Source organism: Polymorphospora sp. NPDC050346, from assembly GCF_040655695.1.
GTDB lineage: Bacteria > Actinomycetota > Actinomycetes > Mycobacteriales > Micromonosporaceae > Polymorphospora > Polymorphospora lycopeni.
This window is the reverse complement of record NZ_JBFAKM010000004.1, coordinates 231,929-243,509: the sequence shown is the minus strand read 5'-3', so window position 1 is coordinate 243,509 and position 11,581 is coordinate 231,929. Positions and strand designations below refer to the sequence as shown.

Sequence of the window (11,581 nt, the reverse complement as noted above, 5' to 3'; positions counted from 1 at the left end):
GATATGCGTGGACGGGGTTTGAGCGTGGACGGGCGATGAGGGCCTTCGCGGTGATGTCGGCGGACGTGGAGTCGGGGGCGCTTCTGCTCACCCTGCGCGGGCCACTGACGATGCCGGCGGTGGCCGCGTCGTGGTTCGCCCTGCAGCGGTGCCTGGCGCACTTCCCCCGGGCGGTCGTCGTGGACCTGTCGGACGTGGTGATGGTGGGTGCGGTGCCGGCCACGCTGCTGCCGGTGGTGCTGCGTCGCGGCGCCCGGCTGCCCGGCGTGTCGGTGCTGGCACACGGTGCCACGCCGAGGCTCGCCGGTCGGCTGGCGGCCGGCCGGCACGGGCCCCGGGTGCTCCCGGCCCGGGCGCAGGCGGTCGCGGCGGCCGGCGCGCTGCCCGACGTGCCCGGCGTCCGGCGGACGCACACCCGGCTCGCCGCGGCGCCGCAGGCCCCCGGCCGGGCCCGTGAGCTGGTCGACGGCGCCTGCCGGAGCTGGGGCCTGGAACACGTCGTCGACGACGCCAAGCTGATCGTCTCCGAACTGGTGAGCAACGCCGTCGAGCACGCCGGGACCGAAATCGACGTGACCGTACGGTGCCACCGGGGACTGTTGCGGCTGGGGGTGGCCGACCGCAGCGCGGTGGCGCCGGTGCCCGCGACCCGGGACGGCGACGGCCCGGCGGTCGCCGGGCCGGTCGCGTTGCGGGGCCGTGGGCTGCCGATGGTGGCGTCGCAGTCGCGTGCCTGGGGGGTCATCCCCGCCCCGGGCGGCAAGATCGTCTGGGCGGCGCTGCCGACGGCACGCGGATAACGCCGGCGCGTCAGGCGGTCGCGAGCTGGCGGGCCTGCGCGTAGCTGCCGTCGAGTTCGATCCGGGCCAGCGCCCCGACCAGCCAGGCCAGCTTCTCCGACTCCCGGCGCCCGGTCAGGTCGGCCAGGTCCTGTGCCGAGCCGCCGAGCCCGAGCCGGCGGGCGGCGGTGAGGGCGTTCCGGTCGGCGAACGGGCCGATCTCCGGCCACAGCACCTGGACGTCGCGGAAGAACAGGTCGACCACGCCGTCGTCGACGCCCGGCAGTTCGCGCAGCAGAGCCCGTTCGGCGGCCGGGTCGCGGCGGGCGGCGGTCCGCAGCCGGCGCGGGTCGCCGCCGTACCGCTCGGCCAGGGCGGCCGCGGTCGCGCCGAGCCGTCGCGCGAGCGTGCCGGCGGCCCGCTGGTCGTACGCGCGCAGCACGGCGGCCCGTTCCCCGTCCGGGCTGGCCGCCATCCGGGCGGCGGTGTTCCAGCCCCGGTCGCGCAGTGCCCGGGCGGCGGCGGCCGCCCGCCGGTGGTCGGCCGATCCACGCAGGATCTGGGCCAGGCTGAGCAACTGATAGAGGTTGGCCGGGTTGTTCAGCACCGGAAGGCCGTACTCCTCGGCGAAGCCGCGCCCGCCGTGGCGGACGAGTTGCCGTACGAACCGGCGCCGGTCCGGGATCTGTGCTGCCATACCGGTCGGCTACCCGCGCCACGGCGGCGTAGTCGTGCCGTCCCGGGTGTCCCGCGCCTTCCCGCCGGCATAGACCGGCCGCCGGCGGGAAGGCGCCGGACGGAGGTGCGTGATGCGCGTGATGGACCTGGTGGAGCCCGTCGAGGACACCGAGACCGACCTGATCACGGCGCTGCAGCTGGTGCTGGAGAACAGCTGGCGGATGGACGCGTACGCGCGCGACGCCGACCGGGCCGGCGACGCCGAGCTGGCGGGGTGGCTGCGGGGGGTCCGCGACGACAGCGCGCGGGCCGGCGACCGGGGCAAGGTGCTGCTGGCACACCGGCTGGACCGGGCCGGGCGGTGAGCGTGATGGCGAGTTTCCGACATCGGATCGCCGAGAACCACGCTCGGTGCCCTCTCGACTACCGGCCGACTTAGGTTAACCTAACCCTATGACGGATCGCAGGACGCCTCAGGTCCACCAGGCCACGGTGGTACACACCGAATGGCTCACGCCGCACATGATCCGTGTGGTGTTCGGCGCTCCGGGGCTCGCCGGGTTCAGCGCCGGCACCTACTCCGACCACTACCTGAAGCTGCTGTTCCCGGTCCCGGGGGTCGACTACCCGGCCCCGTTCGACATCGCGGCGATCCGCCGCGACATGCCGCGCGAGCAGTGGCCGCGGACCCGGACCTACACCGTGCGCCGCTGGGACCCGACGGTCGGCGAGCTGACGGTCGACTTCGTCCACCACGGCGACGTGGGGCTGGCCGGCCCGTGGGCGGCCGCCGCCCGGCCGGGTGACGAGATCATGTTCCTCGGCCCCGGTGGCGCGTACGCCCCGGCCGAGGACGCCGACTGGCACCTGCTGGCCGGCGACGAGAGTGCCCTGCCGGCCATCGCCGCGTCGGTCGAGCGGCTGCCCGCGGGGGCCCCGGCGAAGGTCTTCATCGAGGTGTCCGGGCCGGACGAGGAGCAGAAGCTCTCCACGTACGGGCGGGCCGAGGTGGTGTGGCTGCACCGGGGTGACCGGCCGGTCGGCGCGGCGCTGGTCGAGGCGGTCCGGGCGCTGGAGTTCCCGCCCGGGACCGTGCAGGCGTTCGTGCACGGCGAGGCGCACTTCGTGAAGGAGCTGCGCCGGTTCCTGCGGGTCGAGCACGGGGTGACCAGGGAGCAGTTGTCGATCTCGGGCTACTGGCGGCTCGGGGCCGACGAGGACGGCTGGCAGTCGTCGAAGGCGGACTGGAACCGCCGGGTGGAAGAGGAAGAGGCCGCCGCGGTCGGCTGACCGCCGGGCGCGAAGCCCCCACCCACCGCCACCGGCGGGGTTGCGCGAACGGCGGGTGCCGCGAACGTTCGCACGCCCGCGGCACCCGCCGGGTGGGATCAGAACGCGGCCAGCACCGAGCCCTGGTACTTGTCGGCGATGAACTGCTTGACCTGCGCGGAGTGCAGCAGCTTCTCCAGCTTCACGATCCGCTCGTCGGTCTCGTCGCCGGCCCGCACCACGACCAGGTTCGCGAACGGGTTGTTCTCGCCGCTCTCCAGCGCCAGCGCGTCGGTGGCCGGGTTGAGCCCGGTCGCGATCGCGTAGTTGCCGTTGATGACCGAGATCGCGGTGTCGTCGAGGCTGCGCGGCAGTTGCGCGGCCTCCAGCGCCTCGAACTTGAGGTTCTTCGGGTTGGTGACGATGTCGGCCTCGGTGGCCTTGACGCCGACGCCGTCCTTGAGGGTGAGCAGGCCGTTCACGGCCAGCAGGTTCAGCGCCCGGCCGGAGTTCGCCGGGTCGTTCGGGATGGCGACCACGCCGCCGTCGGGCACCTCGGCCAGGCTCTTGACCTTCTTGGAGTAGACGCCGAGCGGCTCGATGTGCACCGGGGCCAGGGCGGTGAAGTCGTACCCCTTGGCCGCCTTCTCCTCGTCGAGGTACGGGATGTGCTGGAAGTAGTTGGCGTCGAGCTGCTCGTCGCGCAGGGCCACGTTGGGCTGGATGTAGTCGTTGAACTCGACGATCTCCAGCTCGAGCCCTTCGGCGGCGGCCAGGTTGTCCTGGACGTACTTGAGGATCTCGCCGTGCGGCACGGGGCTGACGCCGACCTTCAGCGGGCCGGTCCCGGCCGCGCCGTCGCCGGAGTCGGAGCCGCAGGCGGCCGCACCCAGGACGAGGGTGGCCGCGGTGAGCAGGGTGAGGACGGTGCGTCGCACGGGAAAGGCCTTTCTTTCGGTTCGCCGGTGGCTTCTCCACCGGTTGGCGAGCAATGCGGGAATGCGGTCAGCGGTGGGACAGGCGGCGGGCGACCCAGTCGCCGAAGCTCTGGGTCAGCTGCACGAAGACGACGAGCAGCACGACGGTGGCGATCATGACCTCCGTCTCGAAACGCTGGTAGCCGTAGCGGATGGCCAGGTCGCCGAGGCCGCCGCCACCGACCGCGCCGGCCATGGCGGAATAGCCCACGAGGGCGACCAGGGTGATGGTGAGACCGGCGACCAGGCCCGGCCGGGCCTCCCGGAGCAGGACCTTGACCACGATCGCGGTCCGCGACGCGCCCATGGCACGGGCGGCGGCGACCACGCCGGGGTCGACCTCGCGGATCGCGGTCTCGACGATCCGGGCGTAGAACGGGATCGCGCCGATGGTCAGCGGCACGATCGCCGCGGTGGTGCCGATGGTGGTCCCGACCACCGCCCGGGTGAACGGGATCACGGCGACCAGCAGGATGATGAACGGCAGCGAGCGGCCGATGTTGACGACCAGGCCGAGCAGGGCGTTGACCGGCCGGGCGGCGAGCAGCCCGCCCCGGTCGGTCAGCACCAGCAGCACGCCGAGCAGCAGCCCGCCGACCGCGGTGACGGCGGTCGACACGCCGACCATGTAGGCGGTCTCCTTGCTGCCCTCCCACAGCAGGGGCAGCATGTCTTCCCAGGTCATCGGGGGTCCTCCACGAGAATGCCGGCGCTGCCCAGGTATTCGCGGGGCCCGTCGGTGGCCGCCGCCGCTCCGGACAGCGCCAGCCGCAGCCGGCCGGCGCGGGTGCCGGCGAGGGTCTCCACTCCCCCGGCGACGATGCGTACGTCGAGGTCGAAGCGGCGGGCGAGGTCGGAGACGAAGGTGCCGTCGGCGGCGGCGCCGACCACGGTGACGTCGAGCAGCGTCGCGCCCTTCAGCGGTGGGGGCGGACCGAGTGGAAAGATCCCCCGGGTGAGTTCGGCGCCGGGGCGCAGCAGCAGGTCGGCGACCCGGCCGCTCTCGGTGATCCGGCCGTCGTGCATGACCGCGGCGGAGTCGCAGATCCGCTTGACCACCTCCATCTCGTGGGTGATCAGCAGGACCGTCAGCCCGAGCCGCTGGCTGAGGTCACGCAGCAGGTCGAGGATCGAGCCGGTGGTCTCCGGGTCGAGCGCGGAGGTGGCCTCGTCGGAGAGCAGCACGGTGGGCCGGCCGGCGAGCGCCCGGGCGATGCCGACCCGCTGCTTCTGGCCGCCGGAGAGCTGGGCCGGGTAGGCGCCGGCCCGGTTGGCGAGGCCGACGAGGTCGAGCAGTTCACGGACGCGTTCGGCCCGTTCGGCCCGGGGCACCCCCATGATCTCCAGCGGAAACGCGACGTTGCCGGCGGCGGTGCGCGACCCGAGCAGCGCGAAGTGCTGGTGGATCATGCCGATCCGCTGCCGGGCCCGGCGCAGCCCGTCCTCGCGCAGGCCGCCGAGGTCGACACCGTCCACGACGACCCGCCCGGCGTCGGGACGCTCGAGCATGTTGACGCAGCGCAGCAGGGTGCTCTTGCCGGCACCGCTGCGGCCGAGGACGCCGTACACCTCGCCCTTGGCGACGGTCAGGTCGACGCCGTCGACCGCGGCTACCTCGGTGCGGCGGGTCCGGTAGACCTTGCGCAGACCGGTTATCTGGATCACGGAGGGGGTTTCCTGTCGGGGCATGGCTCGGCACCGCAGACGAAGCGGGCGCCCGGACGGGACGCCCGCCGGCCGGCGGTGCGCGATGGGTTTGTGCGGATCGTGGTGTCGACCGGACCGCTGTCAGCGGGCGGCGGACCCGGGACGGGGTCCGGCCGTCAGGCGGCTCCGTGCATGGACCGGGTCAGGCGGCGGGCACGCCGGTCCGGCCGGCGGTCGACGCCGGCGGTGTCACTGGCAACAGCGCGCCGTGGAGACCAACCCGTAGTCGACCACCCGGCGCCTGGTCAGGTCAGCCGCACCCTTCATACGCCCCACTATTCAGGTAGGAATACCCAAAGGAAAATCCGGTCCCAGAGAATGGGACAGCGCAGCTCAGCCGCCACAGACGAAGCGGGGCTCGGCGTCGTAACGCCAACTGAACTTCTCCCGTTTGAGTTCCTTGCCGTCCTTGCGGAAGATCCGCCAGGCGTCCTGGGTGAAGCCGTCGATGCCGTTGGTGGCGATGCACGACGGTCCGGGTTCCAGGTGGACCACCCGCGGCTTGGTGATGTTGCGCCGGGGTCCCCACTCGGTCTTCACGCTGTCGTAGATCTTCGTGCTCCAGATCGACACCGTGATCGAGTCGCTCGTCCACGACGTGTCGATCAACACCCCGTACGGGGTGTCGTTGCGGAACTTGAAGTCCAGGTTCGGGTAGAAGATCGTCGACTCGATCACCGGCGGGTACCGGCTGAACCAGTACGAGTGAGGCTTGTGCTCGACGTCTTCCAGCCCGGCGTAGTAGGTCGCGTTGAACAGGGTGGTCGTGAACTGCGACGTACCGCCGCCGACCCCCGGCACCAGCTTGCCGTCCATGATCACCGGCGCGTCCTTGTAGCCCTGCGCGTAGCTGCGCTCCCCGGTGTGCCCGTTGAGCGAGAAGGTCTCCCCCGGCTTCACGATCGTCCCGTCGACGTCCCTGGCGATCGTCACGATGTTGTTGCTGCGCGGTGCCGACAGCCCGCCGGTGAAGTTGGTGGTGAACGTGGAGACCCGCTCCCTGATCCCCAGCGCCGCCGCCTGCTCGTCGGTCATCGCCGGCCGCGCCGGCGTCAGCGTCCCGGCCACCCGCCGGTCGGCCGTACGGGGCAGCACGGCGAGCAGGTCACGGCCCAGGGCGGCGGTGTCGAGGCGCTGCCCGTCGGTGCCGGGCACCACCTTCGGCTTCCCGCCGTCGAGGACGACCGTCGCGTTCTTCGGCGCCACCTCGACCTCGCGCAGCCCGTTGCCGAGCGCCGACCGCAACGCCTTCTCGTCGACACGCGGCTCGATGCGGCCGCTGTCGTCGGCGGCGAACACGAGACTCTTGGCGATCGCGGCCGGCGGCACCGGCAGGTCGCCGCGTTCCGTGGTGACCGTGACCGGTCCGCTCACCGCGGGCCTGGCCAGTTCGGCGAGCAGCCGGTCGACGTCGGCGGTGGTGGTGACCGGGTGCACGTCGAGCAGCGGCACGGTCACCTCGCGGGCGTCCGGCCAGCCGGCGCGCAGCGCCCCGGCGGCCGTCGCCGGGTCGAGGACCCGGCCGGACTCCGGGTAGACCGGGCGGGGCGTGGTGCCGTCGTAGGTGATGGCGGGCGCCACCACCGGCTGCCCGACCTCGCCGACCGCCGACCGCAACGCCGCGTCGAGCCGGCCCTGGTCGACGGTCACGACCGGGTCGACGGTGGGCGAGCCGAACAGGCGCGCGAACACCCCGGGCCGGGCGTCGGCGGCAACGGCGACGGTGGCGTCCACGTCGACGGCCAGCCCGACGGCCGACGGGTCCACCCGCGCCGTCCGGTCCTCGACGCGTACGGTGACCGGCGCCGCCAGATCGGCGGACCGCCGGGCGAGTTCGGCGCGCAGCGCCTCGCCGGCCGCCGCCCGGTCGAGCCCGCCCAGGTCGACGCCGAGGACGGTCACCCCGCGCGGCACCTCACCGGTGTAGGCGTAGCCGACGGCGGCCCCGGCCAGCAGCAGCACCGCCGCGGCGACGACCGCCGCGACCAGCGCCCGGCGGCGGGCCGGCCGCTTCGCGTCCGGCGGGCTGGTGGATACGTCGGTACGCCGCACGTCGTCGGGCTGCACGTGGAAAACCTCGCAGGCGGTGGTCTGAGATGTCGGGACGCCGAGTGAGGATCATATTGGGCGCCCGGACACGCCGGGACCGCCACCACGTACGGGTGACGGTCCCGGCGGTCGGATCGGCCGGATCAGCCGGGTCGGCCGGTCGGCCGGGCCGGTCAGGTCGGCCGGGCCGGCCGGATCAGCCGGCCAGCAGGTCGGCGCAGTCGGTCTCGTCGGGCAGCAGCGGGCGCAGGTGGACCGTGAAGCTCTTGCCCTCCGAGGTCCACGGGGTGGCCGAGGTCGCCGTACCGGCCGCCGACAGGACCTTCGTGGCGGCCTCGCCGTCGGTGCTCACGCAACCGACCTCCAGGCCGGGGCCGACCGGCTTGCCGGGCAGCGCCGGGCCGGGCCAGGCGACCTCCGGCGGGGCGGGCAGGGCCGGGTCGCCGGCCACCCACGGCTCGGCGATCGCGGCGACGGCGGTCGGCACGTACGGCTGGGGCGCGCCGACCGCGCCGGCACCGAGCGTGCCGGAGAGGTCGTTCAGCGACGCCACGAACTCCTTGACCTTGGCGCGGGCGTCGACCTGCGTGGCGTTCAGCCCGGCGCCGTCCTCGGGCGTCTCCTCGAGCGCGTAGACCTCGAGCACCTTCTCGCCGTCACTGGTCGTGACGGTGATCCTGGTCGAGGCGGCGTCGGCGACCGGCGGCTGGCCGAAGTCGGTGGCCTGGCCCACCCCGGCGGCCAGGGCCCGCTCGATCAGGGCGTCGACGTCGTTGGCGTTGATCGTCTGCACCTGGAGATTGGGCAGTGCGGGGCCGGGGTAGACCATGACCTGCGGGCCCTGGGTGATGACCCGGCCGTCGCCGTAGACGGCGATCAGCGGTAGCCGGGCGGCGATCATGCCCGGGGTGCTGAAGCCCCCGGTGTAGTCGACCCGGATGGCGGCCACGTCGGACTCCAGGGACACCGGGCCGGGGTCGGGACCGCCGGCGTCGTTGCCACCTTGGGCGCAGGCGGCGGCGGTCAGCAAAAGTACGGACAGGGTTGCGGCGGCACGAATGCGGCGAAAGATAGTCACCCCACTGTGACGGTGCCGGTCCCCGTCCGGTTCCCGCCGTCATGGGCGGCAACCGTACGGGTGAACCGGCGCAGGTCAGCGCAGGGCGTACTCCTTGTCGGCCGTCCCGATCTCGTCCGACTCCTGCAGACCGGCGGCCTGCTGGAGCCTGCGCAACGGTCCGGGCGCCCACCAGACGGCGTCGCCGAGCAGGCGCATGACCGCCGGTACGAGCAGCATCCGGACCACGGTCGCGTCGAGCACCAGCGCGATGATCATTCCGACGCCGATGAACCGCATCATGGCGACGGTGGCGAACGCGAACGCCCCGGTCACCACCACCAGCAGCAGCGCGGCGGCGCTGATCACCCGTCCGGTGCGGACCAGGCCGGTGGTGACCGCCTCGACGGTGCTGACCCCCTTGGCACGGGCCTCGACCATCCGCGACAGCAGGAACACCTCGTAGTCGGTGGACAGGCCGAACACCACCGCCGCCATGAGGACCACGATGCCGACCTCCAGCGGTGCCGGGGTCACCCGCAGCCAGCTCTCGCCGTGCCCCTCCTGGAAGAGCCAGACCAGGATGCCGAACGTCGCCGACAGGCTGAGCACGCTCATCAGGATGGCCTTGATCGGCAGCAGGATCGAGCCGAAGGCGAGGAACATCAGCACGAAGGTGGCACCGGCGAGCAGGCCCGCCATCAGCGGCAGCTTGGCGATGGTGGCGTCGAGGCTGTCGACGTTGCGGGCGGTGGTGCCGCCGACCAGCAGGTCGGTGCCGGCGGGCGGGGTCAGCGCGCGGATGTCGGCGACGGTGTCCCGGGCGGTGTCGCTGAGCGGGTCGCGGTCGGCCAGCGTCGCCGTCAGCACCACGAGGTCGCCGCCGGCGCCACCGGGGTTGACCGCCTCGACGCCCGGGACGGCGCCGACCTGGCCGGCGAACGCCTGCGTCGCGGCCTGGTCGGGGGCGGTGCCGCCGGTGCCGCGCAGCACCACCTGTACGCCGTTGCCGCTCATCGCCGGGAATTCGGTCTTCAGCGTCTCGATCGCCTGCCGGGCCGGGTCGCTGGCCGGCAGCACCCGCTCGTCGACCTCGCCGAACCGGACCTGGCCGATCGGCAGCGCGAGCAGCACCAGGACGGCGAGGATCGGGGCGGCGACCAGGATCGGGCGGCGCATGACGACGGCGGCCAGCCGGGCCCAGCCGCCTCCGCCGGCCGCCGCCCGGCGCCGGGGCAGCCGTACGGCGAGCTTGTCGACGCGCGGGCCGAGGATGCCCAGCAGGGCGGGCAGCAGGGTCAGCGAGACGACCGCGGCGAGCGCGACGGCCGCCATGCCGCCGTACGACAGCGACTTGAGGAAGCCCTGCGGGAAGAGCAGCAGGCCGGCGAGCGCGATGATCAGCAGGGTCGCGGAGAACATCACGGTACGGCCGGCGGTGGCCACGGTGTGCCGTACGGCGACCTCGGGCGAGCGGCCGGCGGCCATCTCCTCGCGGAACCGCCCGACCATGAACAGGCCGTAGTCGATCGCCATGCCGAGGCCGAGCAGGCTGGCGACGTTGACCGCGAACGAGTTGACCTCGGTGGTCAGGGCCACGACGTGCAGGACGCCGAGCGAGCCGAGCACGGCCAGGCCGCCGACCAGCACCGGCAGCGAGGCGGCGACGAGCGAGCCGAAGATCAGGACGAGCAGGATCAGCACGATCGGCAGCGAGACGAGTTCGGCGCGGGTGAGGTCGGTCTTGGACCGGTTGGAGGTCGAGTCCTGCAACGGCCCGCTGCCGGCGATCTGCGTCCTGGCCCCGTCGACCGCCAGTTCGTCCTTGATGGCCCGGTAGGACTCGAGCTTGGCGTTCTCGTCGTCGCCGGCGAGGGTGATGACGGCCAGTGCGCTGGTCTTGTCGGGGGTGGCCAGTTGCGGAGCGCCGGTCTGCCAGTAGCTGCTGACACCGAGCACCGCCGAGTCGGGCAGCGCGTCGAGCCGGGCGGTCACCCGCTGGGCCAGGCCGGGGTCGTCGACGGTGCCGGACTCCGGGGTGTAGATGGCCACGACGTCGCCGCCCTGCGGGCCGAGCGCCGACTCGACCGCGGCGGCGGCCTTGGCCGACTCGCTGCCCGGGTCGATGTAGCCGCCCTCGGTGAGCTGGTTGAAGACCCCGAGCCCCCAGATGCCGGACCCGACGACCGCCACGGCGACGACCGCGAGGACGGTCCAGCGCAGGCGGTAGGTGAATGATCCCCAGGAAGCGAACACGCCCCGTCCCCCGGTCGCGATGAGAGTGTGATGGCACGGACTGCCTAAAGTGAATGCCGTTCACCGCGAACGCTAGGTCGCGGCCGCCGCCGTCGGCTACCCGGATCCCCGGTTGATAACCAACGTCACAGCACACCGGTGGTCGGCAGGGCGCCGCCACGCCCCCTCGATGTGCTAGGAGTGCCGGGCCCGCACGACCGCCCGTACGGTCAGCAACGCCACCACCATGACGATCTGGCCGCCGAGGATCACCTTGTTCAGGTCGAGCGCCGGATGCCAGCGGACCCGGCCGTCCCGCAGCACGAACACCCCGATCGGGCGTGCCGACAACCGCATCCCGGCACCCGAGCCACCGCCCGCGTGCGCCGCCGGCCCGCCCCCCGACCCGTTGCCCTGCTTGGCCTGACCGGCGGCCGCGGGATCGGCGTTGCCGCCGCCACCGCCACCACCCCCGTGCCCCTTGACCCGGGCCACCGGGATCACGGTGACGTCACCGCGGGTGACCGGCTCACCGAACACCGTGCCCGCCGTCGTCTCGCCGACCGCCCGCTTGACCAGGTCCAGGACGGCCACGCCCATCGCGTTCGTCATCTCACCACCCCCTGGGGCCATCGTGGCCCAGCCGGCGAAGATCAGGCGGCCGAACCGGCGGCATCGCCGCGCCGGGCCGCGACGTCCGCCCGGCCCGCGAATCGCTGGTAGCGGGCGGGAACCGCTGCTGTCGGGTTGGCATCAAAGTGGGAGTCCAACCGACGGATCATGACCTAGCGTTGCCGTCAACACAGAGCGGGAACCGAAAAAGGAGAAAG

Annotated in this window: 11 protein-coding genes; 3 read left to right on the top strand and 8 right to left on the bottom strand. The window is 73.1% G+C overall.

Features of this window, described 5'->3' with window-relative positions:
• Positions 1–35 precede the first annotated feature (35 nt).
• Positions 36–800 carry an ATP-binding protein gene (locus AB0I42_RS06630; protein ID WP_357534804.1) on the top strand — a complete coding sequence of 255 codons (765 nt, stop codon included), beginning with the start codon at positions 36–38 and terminating at the stop codon, positions 798–800.
• A 10-nt stretch (positions 801–810) separates the two neighbouring features.
• Here the strand turns inward: AB0I42_RS06630 and AB0I42_RS06625 are convergent, their stop codons facing one another.
• The gene (locus tag AB0I42_RS06625) at positions 811–1,476 is read right to left on the bottom strand and encodes a hypothetical protein (RefSeq protein WP_357534803.1); all 666 of its coding nucleotides are present in this window, start codon (positions 1,474–1,476) and stop codon (positions 811–813) included.
• Positions 1,477–1,588: 112 nt separating this feature from the next.
• Here AB0I42_RS06625 and AB0I42_RS06620 point away from each other — a divergent pair, with 112 nt between their 5' ends.
• Positions 1,589–1,822, top strand: a complete 234-nt coding sequence (locus AB0I42_RS06620; protein WP_357534801.1) for a hypothetical protein — start codon at positions 1,589–1,591, stop codon at positions 1,820–1,822.
• Between the two features lie 88 nt (positions 1,823–1,910).
• Positions 1,911–2,747, top strand: coding sequence for a siderophore-interacting protein (locus AB0I42_RS06615; protein WP_357534800.1), 837 nt, complete (start codon positions 1,911–1,913; stop codon positions 2,745–2,747).
• A gap of 98 nt (positions 2,748–2,845) precedes the next feature.
• Here the strand turns inward: AB0I42_RS06615 and AB0I42_RS06610 are convergent, their stop codons facing one another.
• The 7 genes from AB0I42_RS06610 to AB0I42_RS06580 form a co-directional block, all read right to left on the bottom strand.
• Positions 2,846–3,664: a MetQ/NlpA family ABC transporter substrate-binding protein gene (locus AB0I42_RS06610; protein WP_357534798.1), complete on the bottom strand. Its 819-nt coding sequence runs from the start codon at positions 3,662–3,664 to the stop codon at positions 2,846–2,848.
• A 67-nt stretch (positions 3,665–3,731) separates the two neighbouring features.
• Positions 3,732–4,388 carry a methionine ABC transporter permease gene (locus AB0I42_RS06605; RefSeq protein WP_357534797.1) on the bottom strand — a complete coding sequence of 219 codons (657 nt, stop codon included), beginning with the start codon at positions 4,386–4,388 and terminating at the stop codon, positions 3,732–3,734.
• A complete protein-coding gene (locus tag AB0I42_RS06600; protein ID WP_357534795.1) occupies positions 4,385–5,368 on the bottom strand; it encodes an ATP-binding cassette domain-containing protein in 984 nt (327 codons plus the stop codon). Before AB0I42_RS06600 ends, AB0I42_RS06605 begins: the two co-directional genes overlap by 4 nt.
• A 375-nt stretch (positions 5,369–5,743) precedes the next feature.
• A complete protein-coding gene (locus AB0I42_RS06595) occupies positions 5,744–7,477 on the bottom strand; it encodes a VanW family protein (protein WP_357534794.1) in 1,734 nt (577 codons plus the stop codon).
• A 178-nt stretch (positions 7,478–7,655) separates the two neighbouring features.
• Positions 7,656–8,537 carry a hypothetical protein gene (locus AB0I42_RS06590; RefSeq protein WP_357534792.1) on the bottom strand — a complete coding sequence of 294 codons (882 nt, stop codon included), beginning with the start codon at positions 8,535–8,537 and terminating at the stop codon, positions 7,656–7,658.
• 75 nt (positions 8,538–8,612) lie between these two features.
• Positions 8,613–10,772: an MMPL family transporter gene (locus AB0I42_RS06585; RefSeq protein WP_357534790.1), complete on the bottom strand. Its 2,160-nt coding sequence runs from the start codon at positions 10,770–10,772 to the stop codon at positions 8,613–8,615.
• A gap of 174 nt (positions 10,773–10,946) precedes the next feature.
• A complete protein-coding gene (locus tag AB0I42_RS06580) occupies positions 10,947–11,363 on the bottom strand; it encodes a sporulation protein (RefSeq protein ID WP_357534788.1) in 417 nt (138 codons plus the stop codon).
• Between the last annotated feature and the right edge of the window lie 218 nt (positions 11,364–11,581).

Bases quoted from the DNA above. Each gene is read 5' to 3' on its own strand.
- AB0I42_RS06605 (WP_357534797.1), bottom strand. From the start codon at position 4,388: ATGACCTGGGAAGACATGCTGCCCCTGCTGTGGGAGGGCAGCAAGGAG.
- AB0I42_RS06615 (WP_357534800.1), top strand. From the start codon at position 1,911: ATGACGGATCGCAGGACGCCTCAGGTCCACCAGGCCACGGTGGTACAC.
- AB0I42_RS06630 (WP_357534804.1), top strand. From the start codon at position 36: ATGAGGGCCTTCGCGGTGATGTCGGCGGACGTGGAGTCGGGGGCGCTT.
- AB0I42_RS06620 (WP_357534801.1), top strand. From the start codon at position 1,589: ATGCGCGTGATGGACCTGGTGGAGCCCGTCGAGGACACCGAGACCGAC.
- AB0I42_RS06580 (WP_357534788.1), bottom strand. From the start codon at position 11,363: ATGACGAACGCGATGGGCGTGGCCGTCCTGGACCTGGTCAAGCGGGCG.
- AB0I42_RS06625 (WP_357534803.1), bottom strand. From the start codon at position 1,476: ATGGCAGCACAGATCCCGGACCGGCGCCGGTTCGTACGGCAACTCGTC.